15 protein-coding genes are annotated in these 16,781 nt (G+C 33.1%); 4 read left to right on the forward strand and 11 right to left on the reverse strand.

Annotation, left to right across the window (positions count from 1 at the left end; all coding sequences use genetic code 11):
- Positions 1–255: 255 nt before the first annotated feature.
- Entirely contained in the window at positions 256–564 is a 309-nt protein-coding gene (locus IWX80_RS05515) for a hypothetical protein (RefSeq protein WP_196852494.1), read from the forward strand.
- 61 nt (positions 565–625) lie between these two features.
- Here IWX80_RS05515 and IWX80_RS05520 read toward each other — a convergent pair whose 3' ends face one another.
- The 4 genes from IWX80_RS05520 to IWX80_RS05535 form a co-directional block, all read right to left on the reverse strand.
- On the reverse strand, positions 626–1,387 hold the full coding sequence (locus IWX80_RS05520; RefSeq protein WP_196852495.1) for a GLPGLI family protein: 762 nt from the start codon (positions 1,385–1,387) through the stop codon (positions 626–628).
- A gap of 87 nt (positions 1,388–1,474) precedes the next feature.
- Positions 1,475–4,258 (reverse strand): outer membrane beta-barrel family protein, encoded by a 2,784-nt coding sequence (locus IWX80_RS05525; RefSeq protein ID WP_196852496.1) that lies wholly within the window; start codon positions 4,256–4,258, stop codon positions 1,475–1,477.
- Between the two features lie 243 nt (positions 4,259–4,501).
- The gene (locus IWX80_RS05530) at positions 4,502–5,509 is read right to left on the reverse strand and encodes a glycosyltransferase family 9 protein (protein ID WP_196852497.1); all 1,008 of its coding nucleotides are present in this window, start codon (positions 5,507–5,509) and stop codon (positions 4,502–4,504) included.
- A 53-nt stretch (positions 5,510–5,562) separates the two neighbouring features.
- Positions 5,563–6,168 carry a DUF4254 domain-containing protein gene (locus tag IWX80_RS05535; protein WP_196852498.1) on the reverse strand — a complete coding sequence of 202 codons (606 nt, stop codon included), beginning with the start codon at positions 6,166–6,168 and terminating at the stop codon, positions 5,563–5,565.
- Between the two features lie 86 nt (positions 6,169–6,254).
- Here IWX80_RS05535 and upp point away from each other — a divergent pair, with 86 nt between their 5' ends.
- Positions 6,255–6,908: a uracil phosphoribosyltransferase gene (gene upp / locus IWX80_RS05540; RefSeq protein ID WP_196852499.1), complete on the forward strand. Its 654-nt coding sequence runs from the start codon at positions 6,255–6,257 to the stop codon at positions 6,906–6,908.
- Here the strand turns inward: upp and IWX80_RS05545 are convergent.
- Positions 6,903–7,832 (reverse strand): DUF6427 family protein, encoded by a 930-nt coding sequence (locus IWX80_RS05545; RefSeq protein WP_196852500.1) that lies wholly within the window; start codon positions 7,830–7,832, stop codon positions 6,903–6,905. The two genes, upp and IWX80_RS05545, sit on opposite strands and share 6 nt — an antisense overlap.
- A gap of 141 nt (positions 7,833–7,973) precedes the next feature.
- Between IWX80_RS05545 and IWX80_RS05550 the strand changes: the two genes are divergently transcribed.
- Complete coding sequence (locus IWX80_RS05550; RefSeq protein WP_113636136.1) at positions 7,974–8,204, forward strand: DUF6341 family protein; 231 nt, start codon at positions 7,974–7,976, stop codon at positions 8,202–8,204.
- Positions 8,205–8,235: 31 nt separating this feature from the next.
- Here IWX80_RS05550 and purD read toward each other — a convergent pair whose 3' ends face one another.
- Positions 8,236–9,510 carry a phosphoribosylamine--glycine ligase gene (gene purD / locus IWX80_RS05555; RefSeq protein ID WP_196852501.1) on the reverse strand — a complete coding sequence of 425 codons (1,275 nt, stop codon included), beginning with the start codon at positions 9,508–9,510 and terminating at the stop codon, positions 8,236–8,238.
- 131 nt (positions 9,511–9,641) lie between these two features.
- On the opposite strand from purD, the gene IWX80_RS05560 reads away from it, so the two are divergent.
- Positions 9,642–10,952 (forward strand): phenylacetate--CoA ligase family protein, encoded by a 1,311-nt coding sequence (locus tag IWX80_RS05560; RefSeq protein ID WP_196852952.1) that lies wholly within the window; start codon positions 9,642–9,644, stop codon positions 10,950–10,952.
- Here IWX80_RS05560 and IWX80_RS05565 read toward each other — a convergent pair.
- The 5 genes from IWX80_RS05565 to IWX80_RS05585 all read right to left on the reverse strand — a co-directional run bounded on the left by IWX80_RS05565 (position 10,936) and on the right by IWX80_RS05585 (position 16,715).
- On the reverse strand, positions 10,936–11,718 hold the full coding sequence (locus IWX80_RS05565) for a glycosyltransferase family 2 protein (RefSeq protein WP_196852502.1): 783 nt from the start codon (positions 11,716–11,718) through the stop codon (positions 10,936–10,938). The two genes, IWX80_RS05560 and IWX80_RS05565, sit on opposite strands and share 17 nt — an antisense overlap.
- Before the next feature lie 2 nt (positions 11,719–11,720).
- On the reverse strand, positions 11,721–13,076 hold the full coding sequence (locus IWX80_RS05570) for an exopolysaccharide biosynthesis polyprenyl glycosylphosphotransferase (protein WP_334682222.1): 1,356 nt from the start codon (positions 13,074–13,076) through the stop codon (positions 11,721–11,723).
- A 291-nt stretch (positions 13,077–13,367) separates the two neighbouring features.
- Entirely contained in the window at positions 13,368–14,351 is a 984-nt protein-coding gene (locus IWX80_RS05575; protein ID WP_113636127.1) for a UDP-glucuronic acid decarboxylase family protein, read from the reverse strand.
- 2 nt (positions 14,352–14,353) lie between these two features.
- The gene (locus IWX80_RS05580) at positions 14,354–15,667 is read right to left on the reverse strand and encodes an O-antigen ligase family protein (protein ID WP_196852503.1); all 1,314 of its coding nucleotides are present in this window, start codon (positions 15,665–15,667) and stop codon (positions 14,354–14,356) included.
- Positions 15,618–16,715, reverse strand: coding sequence for a DUF1972 domain-containing protein (locus IWX80_RS05585; protein ID WP_196852504.1), 1,098 nt, complete (start codon positions 16,713–16,715; stop codon positions 15,618–15,620). The genes IWX80_RS05580 and IWX80_RS05585 overlap by 50 nt, the downstream gene beginning before the upstream one ends.
- Between the last annotated feature and the right edge of the window lie 66 nt (positions 16,716–16,781).

A 16,781-nucleotide genomic window follows, 5' to 3' on the forward strand; every position in this document is an offset into this window, starting at 1 on the left:
AACAGCTGGAGTATCGTGCAGCGCATACATAATGAGACTCGTGTTGAAGGAATCTATTAAAAATTATAACCAATCGCACGGAAATATATTCAATTTTTTTAATTATCTGGACCGCGAATTATATGATCACCATCGAGACCAAAATACACAATGTACTAATAAAAAATACTTGTTTTAGTGTTTAAAAAGTGGAGAATTAAGCAACGTTAACTCCTCTCAAATTTTAAACTAAACTGAGACTGTAAATATTTTAAAATGAAATCCATTCGAGAAATATTCAAAAACAACCCTTCTCTTCATGACGAACCAGAAGTAGTACAACTATTGGAATATTGTGAACAATTGCAAGATGAAATCGTAGAATTCAAATTCCAAAAAACAAACAACAAAGAATTAGCGATGCTTGATATGATTAAAGAAGTCATAAAAGGCTGCGATGCTATCGAAAAAGAACAAGCCGAACACGAGCGTTTTGGGTATGATGAGCCAAATTATCAGGAAACTATTTCGAATTTAAAAAGGTATATTTTGAAGCGTTGTCAAGACGAGAAAATTTGGCTTTAATTACAATCTTGTTTTAAGACTTTATTTTTAACAATTAGTAATTTGATTTACAGTCAAAGTATTACAAGAAAGCATTCCACAAGAACATATTTTTTTGTCTTTTATTCTCTTCCTTGTCCTCTCCGTACGTAAACCAGTCCTTTGTTTTTTCTTCTATTAATGTTTTTAGTTCTTTAAAATCATAGGTTTTCTTAGCTGTAATAGGTTTAATCACTGTGTTATCTTTGATTTTTAAATCTATTTTAGTTGCTATATATGACGTATACAATCTAGGTATCGAAAGCCCTAAAATCATACCTGGCAAACCATTTATACTACATGGACCGCCAGTAATGGTTATGTCGTCTGTATAAAAAGCAAACACATAAACATCATCAAATATTTTTCCTACTGCTTTTCGGCAATTGTAGCCCGCTATTTCTCTGCGCTCGTTTGTGATTTTCCATTCAATTTTGGGAATACTATCTGCAATAACAAAATTAGTACCCACAATTTGTTTTTGTAGGTTCATTTTTTGCGCTGTAAAGTCAAAGAACCAAGTGTTTTCTTCGTCAGCTTCTTTCTCATGTTTTGGTATTCTTGTTTTTGGACTCCATCTATCGAACTTATACACACTTTTATTGTCTTCAAAAGTATACGTGTAATACGATATTTTTAAATCGGATAAGTTCTCTTTCATCATTTCATCCCAACTGTCATTGCTCATTGTTTTTTTGAGATTGGTATTCACTTCATACTCAATTACAGCCTTATCAAGAAATTGCTGGGCAAAAGTGCTGGACGTACATAATAAAATGGCGAGGTAAAAATATATTGTTTTCATGAACTTGTATTTTAAAGTAATGAGATGATTTATTTTAAAAATATTGACATTTTTCGATGCTGAATTACAATTCCTATACGGGCTTATTTATTTTTTTTCCATACCGTTTTTATTTTTAAAATTCCATGTAAAACCTATCATAGCATAGCGTCGGAGTCTGTCATTTCGCTCTTCGCCAATTGTATTTTCATAAACAAATCTGTTAATACCTATGTTTTGATTCAAAATGTCTCGCACCATTACATAAGCCGTAAACTCATCGTTCTTAAAGGTGCGTTGGAACCTAGCATTCCACAATTGATTGGTAAGATTGGTTTGAAAATCAACCGTTTTTTGGCGAGAATATAAATTATAATCCGTTGATAATTTCCATTTTTCTCTAAAATAAACGGCAAGATCTAAACCAAGGTTATTGGTGTTAAATGATTTTACTTCATTGTTTTGTGAAGTACTGTTACGGCTGTTTGAGAAAGTATTACTTAGATTGATATCGTATTTCTTTTCTTTGGATTTATTCAAATAAACAGAAAAATTAGAACTTAAAATATTCGAGTTATTGATTTGCTTATTGATACTATTGACCGATTTATTGTAATTTACAGAAGGACTAAGATTAACATACATGTTCATTTTTTTGACTTTAAACCCGTAACCCATATACAAATTAGCTGAGAAATTGCCATTTGTATTTATAGGTGTACTAATTGTTTTTGCGCTTTCAGGATCAATATCTCTATTGAAAGAAATCAAATTTGAGGTTGTTCTAAAAGAGATGCTTTGATAAAAATTAGTTTCGGTCAAAATGCTGTAACTATTGTTTGAAACATTGATGCTATTTGTAAAAGATTGTTTTAAATCCGGGTTTCCCAGCACTTGGTTAAAAAAATCTTGATTGTTTCGTAAAGGCTGTAATTGGTCAATAGTAGGCTGTCTTGTTGCTCCTTGATAATTTACACGCAAATTGCTGTTGCTTTTGTACTTGTACGAAAAATTTGCGCTTGGAAAAAAATTAGTAAAACTGCGTTTGTATTCCTTATTTAACGTTTGATCTTGTAAATCAAACGATGTAAAACCAAAACCACTACCAAAACTATAATTGATTTTTTTGGCATTATAACTTAATTTTAGAACGGGTTTATTTGTTGTAATGCTTTGCTTGAATTGGTTTGATAGGGAATCGACTATTACATCATACTTTCCTGTTAGATCTGAAAAATCATAAGTCACAAAGTTACTATTACCTGTATTGTGCGTGATTTGGTAGGATAATTGCAAAGCAAGTTTCTTTCCTATAGGCTCTGTATAGGCCACATTCAAAGCAAGATTTTGATTGCTTTTATCTCCAATTTTATTTTGATCTACCTCATTACCAAAGGCAAAAACGCCTCCTTCATAACTCTCATTATCCGATTTTAAAAAATTGTTAGCATTCGTATTCAATGTACTCCAACTACTGTTTACAGAAAGGGTTCTGCGTGGTTTTACAAATTTATGTTTAAACAAAGCACTCGCAGACAAGGATTGCTTATCTGATTTTGTGGTAAATAATCGTTCTTGTTTGTTCCTCAACAATCCATCGCTTCCAGTGGTATTTCCGGTCGTAAACTCATCACTTTCAGTATTATAAAAATTTGTTTTAGCGGTAAATTTAAGGGTGTTTACTGAATCTATTTTTACATCATAAACCGCATTAAGCTTAAAATTATCTCTATTTACATGACTTGCAGTTGCTCTATTTTCATTCAATTGTGTATCGCCTACCTGCGTTTGCGTATTCCTGCTACTATTGTTTTGGTAGCTTTGTTTGTTGTATTTGGGTGATAAATTTAAGGAATGTTTGTCGTTCCATTTATTGCTGTATTGCAATCCTGCATTAGTGTTTTTTATAAAACCGTTTTGAGTATCCACATAAGGTTCGTCATCATTATCGCCGCCGGTCCATTCGTAATTTACATTTCCATCATCGTCCATGCTCATACTCACATTTCCGTCTCCTCCTCCAAATTTGTCACTGTCCTGCCAGCTTAATCCATCTTGCCCCGTGTTTCCATTTAATAAAAATGCCGAAAGCTTTCTTTTTCCTTTAAAACTGCTCACCATAATGTTGCTGTTGTATCTGGAATCGGCGTCGGTAGCGGGTTGATTTGCTCCATCTATTTTACCAAAATAGCCTTTCTTTTTATCCTCTTTTAATCTCAGATTTATTGTTTTTTTACTTTCACCATCATCTATTCCCGTAAATTCTGCTTGATCGCTTTTCTTATCAAAAACCTGTACTTCTTTTATAGCATCGGCACGTAAGTTTTTTACAGCCATACCAGGATCATCCCCAAAAAATTCTTCACCATCAACCAGTACCCTTTCTACTGTTTCTCCCATTGCTTTGATGGTTCCATTTTTATCTACTTGCATTCCCGGCAATTTTTTTAGTAATTCTTCAACATTGGCATTGGCATCAACTTTAAAATCACTGGCCCTATAACTTGTTGTATCGCCTTTAATTTTGATAGATCCCGTTTTTATTACTACTTCTCGCAAAAGTTCCATTTTACTCATCAAGCCAATGTTTCCTATGTTTTTATCGGATGTAGTTACAGTTATGTCATCTAAATAATCCGCATACTGACTGTGTGAAGTCATTAATATATAATTGCCTGGTTTTATATTATTAAGGATGAATTTCCCTTCTTTATCGGAGCGAGTAAATTGGTATAAAACAGAGTCTACTGGAGTTAATAATGCAACAACTGAATTGTGAATGGGGGCTTTTTCACTTCCAGCGGTCAAAATACCTGAAAGTTTATTTTTTTGCGAAAAAGCAGAAAAGGAGAAAATCAACAAAGTTGCAATTGTTACCGTAATTTTTGACATAAATAGTTTCATATTTTTGTTAATGGAATATTTCAAAGTATTTCCAAAAAGTTGAACTAGCAAATAAACATTTTTATTTAGTCTTTACTTTACGGTTTAAGCTGAACATATCAAAATCAAAAATAGTATTTTTCTCACTACACAATTATGTGTTAATGTTATAAATGTGTTAAAATTCTCATTATATGAAAATTACTTCAAAAATAAAAAATGTGTAATAAGTTCTAAATGTATAACCTACCGTTAAAGTGCCTTAACAATTGCATCAACGGTAATCGTTCGCATAGCATCTTCATAACCTGAAACATTTTTGTTCCCATACACCGAAGTTGGTAGCTTAGGAAATAGATTTCTATCGGAGACTAAAGCATTTTCCATTGGTTGATTAAATGGTGAAAATCCAGCATACGGATGCGTCGCACCCCAAAGCGTGATGACTTTTACACCGAGCATGGCGGCAATATGTGCATTCCCTGAATCCATAGAAAGCATGACATTAAGATTGCTAATGAGCTGTAATTCCTGCTGAAACTTAATTTTACCCGCCATATTAATGACGTTTTCTTTATTAGCAGAAAGCGAATTTAAGAGTTCAATTTCCTTTTTTCCACCGCCAAAAAGCAAAATGGTATTTGTTGTCTCCAAAGCCAATTGATCAATCACCTCCTGCATTAAATCCAACGGATACACTTTAGAATCGTATTGAGCAAAAGGAGCGATTCCAATTAGTTTTTGATGATTTGTTCCAATTATAGTTAAAATTTCTGGACTTAAAACTGCTTTTTCAGGAAATAAAGTCCCGACACTTAGGGAGGATAATTCAACCGTAAAACCAAGTTGTTCGAATACTTTCACATGTCTTTCGAACATCGTAGGCAGTTGCTGAAAAACTTTATTTTCGGGTTGGGTTAATGCTTTTTTCTCTGCTCTTCCCTTATCTACCGAAGCTGTTTTTTTTCCGCTTAAAGCAAAAAGGTTTCGGATGATTTTAGAACGCAAAACATTGTGCAAGTCGGCAAAAGCATCAATTTCTAAAGCTTTCAAATCTTGGAACAAACGCAACAATCCAAGAAATCCTTTGTGTCTTTCTTTTTCATCGAAAGCAAAAAAAGAAAGATTCGGAATTCCTTCAAAAAACGGTTTGAAAAACGGTCTGGAAATGACCGTGATTTTAACTTGTGGATGCTGGTTTACAAAAGCCCGTAAAACAGGAACCGTCATTGCGACATCTCCCATTGCGGAAAGTCTCATGACGGCTATATGTTGGATCTTTTTGGACAATTAATTAATGTTCAAAATATCTTTTACTTCTTGTTTTGGTACAAAACAGGATTCAAATCATCATCGTTGTACATTTTCATTTGCTTGTACACTTTCATGAATTTATCTCCGTTTGCAATATCGGTCAACAAATCATCAATAGCAGTTGACAAATCCGTTCTTTGTTCCAACAAAATATTCAATTTCGCCTGACATTTATCTCTGTGATCTTGTGAAGCCTCAGCACGAGTAGCTTCTTCTTGCATGTGATAAATTTTCAAAGCAAGAATTGATAATCGGTCAAAAGCCCAAGCAGGACTTTCTGAATTGATTTTTGCGTGGTCTTTTACCACAACATGACTGTATTTCTGAAGAAAATAACTGTCAATATATTCAACCATATCGGTACGTTCTTGATTAGAAGCATCAATTCTTCTTTTCAAAGTCAAAGCAGCAACTGGATCAATATTTGGATCCCGAATAATATCTTCAAAATGCCATTGAACAGTGTCAATCCAGTTTTTGTGATACAACAAATGTTCAAATTTATCCTTCGGAAAAGGATTGTTTATAGGCTGATCAACATTATCAAATTGATGATAATCTTTGATACTTTGTTCGAATACGGAGTACGCTAGTTTTGAAAACATATCTTTATATATTAAAAGACAAAGATACTTTTTATACTTTTATACCATAAAAAAATAACTAGAAGTTTAATTACAAAAATACAGCCATGCAAATTCATTATTTATCGGAAGGAAACAGTGTCCTAAATCACTTTTTAGGACAAATACGGAATGTGAATGTTCACAATGACAGCATGCGTTTCCGAAGAAATATTGAACGTATTGGCGAAATAATGGCGTATGAACTAAGTAAAGAACTGCATTACGCACCCGTTGAAATCAAAACGCCGTTAGGTATTAAAAACACTACTGAGATCAAAGACCAACTAGTTTTGTGTTCTATTCTGAGAGCTGGATTACCATTGCATTTGGGTTTTCTAAATTATTTTGACAGTGCCGAAAATGGATTTGTTTCTGCTTTTAGACATCATCCCAATAATGACGATTACTTTGATATTTTAGTGCAATATCAAGCTCTTGCTGACATAAAAGGGAAAAATTTAGTGCTAGTTGATCCCATGCTGGCAACTGGTCAATCAATCGTTGCGGTATACAATAAATTAATGGAAAGAGGAGCTCCAAAAGAAATACATATCGCTGTTGTAATTGCCGCACCAGAAGGCATTGCGCATCTGGAAGAACACTTGCCGGAAAACTGTCATCTTTGGGTTGCTTCTTTAGACGAAAAGCTGAATGAGCACAGTTATATTGTTCCTGGTTTGGGTGATGCGGGTGATTTAGCCTACGGTGAGAAATTATAATTGACTGAAAAAAGCAAATAAACTGCAGGCAATTAGCACAAAAAGTACTATTTCCTGTTTTAATTTTTCTTGAGGTATTTCTATATGACTGGTTGCCATCATGGCCAAAGGCGCAAATGTAAACACTAATAAATCATTACTTTTATTTGCAGAAATTACATAAATAAGTACGCCGATAAAAAAAGAAGCAATGATTTTTTTGTACGAAGTATGCAATAATTGCGGGCGGTTTGACAATGTAGCAAACATAGAAACTACAAAAAACAAAGCAACCGTCGCATAAATGGACAAAGCACCATTTTGATAACTATTCGTGAAATAATTGATCTCAAAATTGATTTTTACACTCTTCAAAACGTATTCAATAACATCCAAATTGAATACTGTAGCAAAAAGCATAAACATGATTACAGCTATAAAGAAAGCAATGAAAGGCAATATCCAGTTTCTGTAATCTCTGGAAACATGAAAAATTATCGATATAAAAACCAATACGATAAAGATGATACTCCAAAAATGAAATAAAGTAGCCAGAAAAATCCATAATGATGCATCAAATATTTTTTCTTTAGAAGCTTTCAGCGATTGTAACGAAATCAATCTTCGCAGTGCTAATAAAATAAAGAAATTCGCAATAAGAAGGTTCGTATTATTAAGTACAGAGGGGAAAAATAATAAGAATAAAAAGTAAAAAAAAATCGTGTACGTACTGTCTTTGCTCAATCCGTTTTTCTTGGCAACAAAATCGGTAATAAAAACAGAAGCAACTACAACACAGAAAAATCCCCCTTTTTTTAAGATCGAAAAAAAGGAACTTGTCCAAGATAAATCCTGAAATTGGAATAATAAAAAGAAAACCAGCATTAAAATTACGACCAGTGAGAAATTTAACGGTGTAGATTTTCTAAAAACACTTGTTATCATAAGGATATTTTATACTTTTGTGTTCGTAAATATAATACTTGTTTAAAAAGTAAACCCTGCTTGTTCAAAAAGATTCTTATAAATAAGAATTTTTACAAATCAGAGTTCCCAAAAACAACTAATAAAATAATTCTATACATTATGAAATCATTTTTCGAAGGAATACAATACTTATTTGTTGATATTCTATTTGCTCCACTAGACTTTCTACGCTCTTTAGAGTTAAGTTCTTGGTTTGTTGCAAATACAATCAACTGGATTTTTATGATTATTTGTGCTGCCGCAATGGTATACTGGATAAAACAACTTAGCATTTTTGATGCAAACGGAACAGAAAATCAAGATACTACCGCTCACTCTTTCTTAAAATAATATTTAAAAAAAAGTGAACGATAATTGGAAACTATTTTAAATCGTTTCCTATATCTTTTCTAAAATACATCTTATCAAAATGTAGCTTGTCTATGTTTTGGTAAGATTTTTTTATGGCCTCTTCGAAATCATTTCCATATGAAGTTACGGTCAAAACTCTTCCACCATTTGAAACAATATTGCCGTTATCCAGCTTAGTTCCAGCGTGAAAAACAATTGAATCTTCAATGTTTTCCAGTCCTGAAATTACTTTACCTTTTTCGAATTCCTCCGGATATCCACCAGAAACAACCATAATTGTAGTGGCACTTCTTTCGTCAATTTCCAGATTAATTTCGTCTAGTTTTTCATTGGCTACAGCCAAAAATAACTCCACTAAATCCGTTTTTAATCTTGGGATAACCACTTCGGTTTCCGGATCGCCCATTCGCACATTATATTCAATTACGATTGGCTCGTTATTCACATTAATCAATCCAATGAAAACAAATCCTTTGTACGGAATTCCGTCTTTCTGGAAACCATCAATCGTAGGTTTTACAATGCGTGTTTCTATTTTTTCCATCAAAACAGCATCAACATAAGGAACCGGAGAAACTGCTCCCATTCCGCCCGTATTTAATCCTTTATCACCTTCACCAATGCGTTTGTAATCTTTGGCAGTTGGTAATATTTTGTAATTTTTTCCGTCAGTAAGAACGAAACAACTCAATTCTATTCCGTCCAAAAATTCTTCAATAACGACTTTAGAACTAGCTTCACCGAATTTTTGATGCACCAACATATTTCTTAATTCTTCTTTGGCTTCTGCCAAATCATGAATAATCAAAACTCCTTTTCCGGCGGCTAAACCATCGGCTTTCAAAACATAAGGCGGTTGAAGTGTTTCCAAGAATTCACATCCTTTTTCTACCGTTTCAGCAGTGAAACTATCGTAATCAGCAGTTGGAATGTTATGTTTGATTAGAAATTCTTTGGCAAATTCTTTACTTCCTTCCAGTTGCGCGCCCATTTTTGATGGACCAATAACCGGAATATGAGTTAACGCAGCATCGTTTAGAAAGAAATCATAAATACCTTTTACCAAAGGGTCTTCTGGTCCTACGACAACCATTGCTACTTTTTCCTGAATTACAAATGCTTTTATTGCTTCAAAATCAGTTGGACTCATCGCAACATTAGTCGCGATTGAAGCCGTTCCCGCATTTCCCGGAGCTACAAAAAGTGTGTCGCAAAGCGGACTTTGAATCATTTTCCATGCAAAAGCATGTTCTCTTCCGCCCGAACCCAGTAGTAAAATTGTCATATTAGTTGTGTTTAGTTGTGGTGCAAAAATAATTGCTTTTGAACTTAAAAAATAATTAATTTTTAAAAAGTTGTTCGTTGTCTGTCATTAGTTGCTGGTAAATATTATTTTTGATGAAATATACCTTTAAAATGTTCCCTCTATTCGACTTATCGCTACAACTAAATGGTTTCCCAATGAAGGAAGCTAAAGCCGAATTACGGAAAATTGTAGCCTTTTCTGAAAAAGAACATGACGTTTTTATTAAAAATAAAAAACAAGAAATTGTCAATTATCATTTGCAAAACAATTCTTTTTATAAAGAATTAGTCGGTTCAGAAAATTACATAAACTGGGAAGATTTACCTGTTTTAAACAAACAAAATTTACAAAAACCTTTACAGGAAAGACTTTCGAAAGGGTATTCAAAAAAAAACAGTTACATAAACAAAACATCCGGTTCCAGCGGAACTCCGTTTATTTTTGCCAAAGATAAATACTGTCACGCGTTGACTTGGGCGTCAAATATATACCGGTTTGGTTGGTATGGAATTGATTTTAATACTTCCTACCAAGCACGCTTTTATGGAATTCCAATGGATTTTATTGGCAACAAAAAAGAACGTTTCAAGGATTATTTGAGCCATCGGTTTCGGTTCTCTATTTTCGATTTATCAGATGCTGTTTTAGAAAAAATTCTGAAAAAATTCCAAAATAAAAAATTCGATTACATCAATGGGTACACAAGTTCCATTGTTTTGTTTGCTAAATTTTTACAAAAGAAAAACATCGTATTATCATCAATTTGTCCAAGTTTGAAAGTATGTATGGTAACTTCCGAAATGCTTTTTGAGGATGACAAAATCCTTTCAGAAAAACAATTTGGTGTACCAATTGTAAATGAATACGGAGCTTCTGAACTGGATTTAATTGCTTTTGAAAATCCTCAAGACGAATGGCAAGTGAACTCAGAAACGTTATTTGTGGAAATTTTGGACGAAAATAATAGAGCAGTTCCAAATGGTACTTCGGGCCGAATCGTGATTACTTCGTTGTTCAATAAAGCGCATCCTTTTATACGATATGACATTGGAGACATTGGAATTTTGGATGAAAAAAGTACGTTACAAAAACCCATTCTTAAGAAATTAATAGGAAGAACGAATGATGTGGCGGTTTTGCCAAGTGGGAAAAAATCGCCAGGTTTGACGTTTTATTACGTGACAAAAAGCATCATTGAGGACGACGGAAACGTAAAAGAATTTGTGATTAGACAAACCAAGATAAATTCCTTTGAAATTGAATATGTCAGCGAAGTCGAATTGAATTTGGCACAAATAAAAAAGATTAAAAAAGCAATTGAACTGTATCTCGAACCGGATTTGAATTTTATATTTATTCGAAAAGATAGTTTAGAAAGAAGCAATCGAGGAAAATTAAAACAGTTTAAATCGATGCTTTAATGATTTTGGAATAACGTGGTTTAAGAATTAATTGAGTGAATAAAAACCCAATCATACAAAGTGTTGCGCCAATTAAATTCAAACGGTGATGTGTTCTGTACACTGAAAAATTATGTTTTACTAAATCCAATTTAGAGGCCGAAATCGAATTTTCTCGAATGCGATAAAGAGCTAAACTTTCCGGTACAGGTTGCGCGAATTGTATTTTTTTAAGAATAGTCAACCACATCATCCAGTCTTGCCTTTTCCGAATCGATGAAACAGGGATTTTCCCAAAGTAATTAGCATCATATATTCCCGTTAGATTCCCCACGTAATTACAAAAAAACAACTGTTGATAGGAAAGATGCAATGGTGCTTCAATTCTTTTGTTTAGCGGTACTCCTGCTTCGTTGATGCAATCATAAAATGAAAATGTAAAAGGAAGGTTGTTCGCTTTCATAAAATCAAGCTGTTTGTCTAATTTTTCGGGTTTCCACAAATCATCAGCGTCTAAAAAAGCGATAAATTTTCCGGTTGCTTTCTCCAAAGCGGTACTTCTGGCAATTCCCGTTCCGGAGTTTTTTTCGAGTTTAATAAGCTGAATTCTCCTATCTTTATTTGCGATTTCTTGAATTATGGAAACCGTTTCATCAGACGAACAATCATCCACTATTATCATTTCCCAATGCTGATACGTTTGATTTTGCACCGATTGAATGGTTTCGGCAATGAATTTAGCCGAATTAAAAGAGGGCGTAATTATGGATACAAGTGGTTTTTCCATGTCTAATAGGCTTTTTTATCCCCTTTTAAAGTGTTGTATATTGTGATGAAAATAATCTTGATGTCTAATAAAATTGACCAGTTTTCCATATAAAATATATCAAATTTTACACGGTTGATAATATCCTCATCCGTTTCAACTTCGCCACGGAAACCTTTAGTTTGGGCAAGTCCGGTGATTCCTGGTTTTACAAAATGACGCACCATAAACTTATCAATTTTAAGGGCATACATTTGGGTGTGACTGACCATGTGTGGCCTTGGACCCACAACAGACATATCACCAAATAATACATTAAAAAATTGCGGAAGTTCATCAATGCTGGTTTTCCTTATAAACCGACCTATTTTAGTAACACGAATATCATTTTTGCAAACCTGATTTAAATGCGCCTCATCGTTCAACTCCATAGACCTGAATTTGTAACAATTGAACTCTTTATAATTTAATCCGTTTCTTTTTTGGATAAAAAACAAAGGCCCTTTTGATTCCCACTTAATAATAATTGCGAGAATTAAACTCAACCAAGAAAGTATGCCAAGAATCACCACTATCGAAAATAAAAGATCAAAAACCCGTTTGACAACTTTATTCAAAGTATCGTCCAACAAGATATTCCTCAAGGAAATTACTGGAATATAACTATAATATTCAAAAGTGAAATTCCGGGAAAGAATCTGTTTTTCATCTGGAATAAACTTTAAGGTTTTCATGTTATTATCCGCAAAATAAACAATTTCATTGATTTGGTTCTGAGTCAAATCGCTCATCGTGCAATATATCTCGTCGATTTTATTTTCTAAAACATACGTGAAACTTTCCCGGAGATTCCTTGCTTTATCTTTTTCGAGATCAAAAACGCGTTCTAATTTGTATCCATAATCTGGATTTTCAGTAAAAAAATTCTTTAATGGATTAACGCTTCTATCATTTCCCATTAGGATTACAGTTCTAAAATTTCCTCCAAAAAGAACCCTATATCTCTTTAGAAAATAATAAATACATAATTTTATGATCAGAATTATTAACAATGAAACCGAAGTGAAGAGAACAATTCGTTGAAAACTAGAATTTTCAGAATCAAAAAAAGCTAATGCGAGGCAAAAAAGCGTAAACAAAATCCCTTGTTTCAAGGCACAATTTAATATTGAGATTAGTTTAGTATACCTGTAAACTTCATAAAATCCAAGGCTGGCAGCGATGACAAACCAACTGATACTAATAAATAAAGGATAAAAAACCTTGTTTACAGGGAAATCCGTCAAGTATACTGAAAGTACATTGATAACAATTAAGTCTATTACAAATGAAAAAGGGCGAATATAGCCTGAATATCTTCCCGTTTTTGTTTTCAACATTTTATAAAATTAGAAAAGTAGTACGCCTTTTCTTTTACTAATACGATTCTTAATTACTCCTAAGTTGAAAATAAGTTGTCCTATCGACGCAGTATTTTCAAACCCAAATTATATTTTTTACGACAAAAATAACATTGTTTGTATTATAAATTTAGATATGAATTAATTCATAACATTTAAACAACAATCTGGCACGTAAAAATGCTGTATTTTATTAAAAAATCAAATCAAACCGAGTATAATAAAACTATACCAGAATGTTGAAAACCATTTTGAACCTAAATCCTTATATTAAAAAATGTATTTTGAAAAATCCTTGTGCTCTTCTTTGGATAGCTCTTCTTTGGATAACGATTTGAAATAATCATAGGTAATTTTCATTCCTTCGGCACGACCTACTTTAGCTTCCCAACCCAACAAGTTTTTAGCTTTTGTAATGTCTGGCTGACGCTGCAAAGGATCATTTACAGGCAACGGATGATACACCACTTTTTGATTGGTTCCAGTAAGTTTGATGATTTCTTCTGCAAAATCCTTGATGGTTATTTCGTCCGGATTTCCAATGTTTACAGGAAATACATAATCCGAATGTAATAACCTGAAAATACCTTCGACCTGATCATCCACATAACAAAAAGAGCGGGTTTGCATACCGTCTCCAAAAATGGTTAAATCTTCCCCACGAATTGCCTGACCAATAAAGGCCGGAATAACGCGACCGTCATTGAGACGCATTCTTGGACCATATGTATTAAAAATTCTAACAATTCTAGTTTCTACGCCATGAAAAGTATGATACGCCATCGTTATGGATTCCTGGAAACGTTTAGCTTCGTCATATACTCCTCTGGGTCCAATGGTATTTACATTGCCATAATATTCCTCGGTTTGAGGATGAACCAATGGATCTCCGTACACTTCGGAAGTGGATGCAATAAGAATTCGTGCTTTTTTGACTCTCGCTAATCCTAAAAGATTATGCGTTCCCAGTGAACCTACTTTCAAGGTTTGAATTGGAATTTTTAAATAATCTATTGGACTTGCCGGCGATGCAAAATGAAGTATATAATCTAAATTTCCCGGAACATGGACAAACTTGGTAATATCATGGTGATAAAACTCGAATTGCTCCAATTTAAAAAGATGTTCAATATTTTTTAAATCTCCCGTAATGAGATTATCCATCCCAATAACAAAATAACCTTCTTTGATGAAACGGTCACAAAGGTGTGATCCTAAAAAACCTGCAGCTCCGGTGATAAGTATTCTTTTCATCTTTATATTTTTAACTTTTTTGGGTTATATATCGTGTTCAACATGCAATATAGCGTAATGAAGAAAATTACACCTCGTTGCCTGCAAAAAAAGGATTCCGTCAAAAATAACATTATCATTGTTACCGCAAAAACAATATGTATGAAATCTTTGTTTTGCCAGGCGTTTTTTAAGTTTATGAATAAGAGCAAGAGTAAAACCAGTAGACCAAAAATTCCCAGCTCGGCAAATGTCTGAACGTATTGATTGTGAAAATTGAACGTCCCATAATCCGGATATAAATTGTGCTGTTTCGCCTTTTCCCTAATTTTTTCTTGTGAGGCTTCGAGTCCGTAGCCTGTAAATAGAATGTTTTCTTCGTAAAGCAACTCTTTAAAAATCCTAATTTGATACAATCGCAAAGCTGTTCCCGAAAAGAAATCATTGTGTTCGAAACGCTCTCTATTCCAAGCTTCGTTCAAACTGATAGTATTCACTTTACCTTCTGCTTCTGTCGCAGAATTAATTGAATTATCGGTGTAAATAGTTTGATATTCAATTAGAAAACGATCTCTAATTTTTGGAACCAATAGAACTGCAACTATGATTATAGTAGAAAAAACGGCAACAATTATCCCTTTTTGTCGCTTCGTACTATTTGAGAAAAAAAAGTAATAAATAAAAATCAACAATAGGTCAACAGCCAGAATATTTTTAGAACTTAATAAAACAACAAGTACAAATAACAGCACTATTGCTATCTTTTCCTTTATCTTTTTTACATCCAAAGCAATAAAATAAAACAGCGCAAAAGAGGCAAAAACGGAAACGTAAATAGCATTCAATTCCTTTGTTACCAATTCGTGGTAAAAAAAAACCGTTGTGTCTCCAGACTTTGAGTATCTGAAAATCGCTTTTAAAAAATAATAAATCGCATAAAAAACCATACTGAAACTAAATACCCGCAAGACTTTATAAATGCTTTCCGTGCTTAATTTTGGAATAAAAAGAAAAGCTAAAGGCAATAATAGGAACAACACTTCTTTTTTTAATCCACCCAATGTTAATTTCAGATCGCGAGTCCAAAACAGTGAAATAACCATCAAAAAATAAAAGGTAATAAGCAATAAAAACGAACTATTGGGTGCGAATTTTATTTTGTGTACCGATGAAAATGAAAACAGAATAAACAAAATACAGGTAATGCTTCCAAAAGCGAAATTCAAAGGAAGTGTAATCAAAATAGCCGATAAGAGATATACAAAAACTGCAGGATTTTTTATAAAATCAATTGTTTTCAGCGATGCTTTTTTGAAAAAGTTGTAAGTATGCTCCATTTATTTTTTCCCAGTTATAATCTGCTTTGATAGCATCAAAATTATTTTGAATCAGTTGCAAGTTATCCTTTTTTTTAATCTTTAAAATCAAAATGTGAACCTCATCTGAATTAGAAAAATAATAGGCGTTATCTTTTAGAATTGCACTGTTAAATTCATTTTTATGCGCAATAATCAATGCTTTTGAGGCCATTGCTTCTAACAAAGATGGATTTGTTCCTCCCACGGAATGACCATGAAAATAAAGATTTGAATAATATCTCAAATTATTCAGGTGATTCAAATTGTAAACTACCCCAATAAAACGAATCGATTTTTTGGTTTTAAACTTTTCTTTTAAATAATTACCAAACTTAGTATTGTGATTTCCAATGACAATTATAACCGTCTCATCATTACTCGATGCCACTCCATCCAGAATTGTTTCAATGTTGTTTTCCGGCTCTAGTCGAGCCAAAATCATATTGTAATTGAACTTGGTAAGGTTATGTGTTGCTGTTATTTCCTCATTGGGTTCATCAAATAAAAAAGCGCCGTAAGGAATATAAGTCGAATCTTGATGGTATTTTTCTTTAAGATATTTTTGAATTCCTATTGAATCCGAAACTAAATAATTGCTGCTTTTGACCGCTAATTTTTCAGCATATTTCAGCACGCGCTGAACGGACTTTGAATATTTAGTCCGTTTCCATTCTAATCCATCCATGTTGGTGATTATGATTGCTTTTTTTGGCAACAGAAAGTGCCAAATAGAATTGCTGGTATAGCCCAGTTGTAATATTATATCGAAATTTCTTTTTCGGGAATCCAAAATACAATTCAAATCATAAATAAACTGGCCAGCGGTTCCTATTTTTGTTTCCGGATCATAACAATGAATAATCTGAACTTCTTTGAAAAAATTTTCTTGATAAGGATGATTATGGGAATTGTAAACCAACACTTCATGACCGCTTTCTCTCATAAAAACAGAAAAAAATTCAGCAAATTGCTCAAAACCTCCATAATGGTTTGGGATTCCTCGCGTTCCTAAAATAGCTATTTTCATGTGTGGGATTCAATTTATAAGACAGCTAAAATAAAGATTTAATTTATCTTAGGAGTTATTGCTATT

The organism is Flavobacterium sp. CAN_S2, from assembly GCF_015752255.1.
In the GTDB taxonomy this organism is placed as follows: domain Bacteria; phylum Bacteroidota; class Bacteroidia; order Flavobacteriales; family Flavobacteriaceae; genus Flavobacterium.

Bases quoted from the DNA above. Each gene is read 5' to 3' on its own strand.
- IWX80_RS05515 (WP_196852494.1), top strand. From the start codon at position 256: ATGAAATCCATTCGAGAAATATTCAAAAACAACCCTTCTCTTCATGAC.
- IWX80_RS05585 (WP_196852504.1), bottom strand. From the start codon at position 16,715: ATGAAAATAGCTATTTTAGGAACGCGAGGAATCCCAAACCATTATGGA.
- IWX80_RS05580 (WP_196852503.1), bottom strand. From the start codon at position 15,667: ATGGAGCATACTTACAACTTTTTCAAAAAAGCATCGCTGAAAACAATT.
- IWX80_RS05565 (WP_196852502.1), bottom strand. From the start codon at position 11,718: ATGGAAAAACCACTTGTATCCATAATTACGCCCTCTTTTAATTCGGCT.
- purD (WP_196852501.1), bottom strand. From the start codon at position 9,510: ATGACAATTTTACTACTGGGTTCGGGCGGAAGAGAACATGCTTTTGCA.
- upp (WP_196852499.1), top strand. From the start codon at position 6,255: ATGCAAATTCATTATTTATCGGAAGGAAACAGTGTCCTAAATCACTTT.
- IWX80_RS05525 (WP_196852496.1), bottom strand. From the start codon at position 4,258: ATGTCAAAAATTACGGTAACAATTGCAACTTTGTTGATTTTCTCCTTT.
- IWX80_RS05550 (WP_113636136.1), top strand. From the start codon at position 7,974: ATGAAATCATTTTTCGAAGGAATACAATACTTATTTGTTGATATTCTA.
- IWX80_RS05545 (WP_196852500.1), bottom strand. From the start codon at position 7,832: ATGATAACAAGTGTTTTTAGAAAATCTACACCGTTAAATTTCTCACTG.
- IWX80_RS05575 (WP_113636127.1), bottom strand. From the start codon at position 14,351: ATGAAAAGAATACTTATCACCGGAGCTGCAGGTTTTTTAGGATCACAC.
- IWX80_RS05520 (WP_196852495.1), bottom strand. From the start codon at position 1,387: ATGAAAACAATATATTTTTACCTCGCCATTTTATTATGTACGTCCAGC.
- IWX80_RS05530 (WP_196852497.1), bottom strand. From the start codon at position 5,509: ATGAGACTTTCCGCAATGGGAGATGTCGCAATGACGGTTCCTGTTTTA.
- IWX80_RS05570 (WP_334682222.1), bottom strand. From the start codon at position 13,076: ATGTTGAAAACAAAAACGGGAAGATATTCAGGCTATATTCGCCCTTTT.
- IWX80_RS05535 (WP_196852498.1), bottom strand. From the start codon at position 6,168: ATGTTTTCAAAACTAGCGTACTCCGTATTCGAACAAAGTATCAAAGAT.
- IWX80_RS05560 (WP_196852952.1), top strand. From the start codon at position 9,642: ATGTTCCCTCTATTCGACTTATCGCTACAACTAAATGGTTTCCCAATG.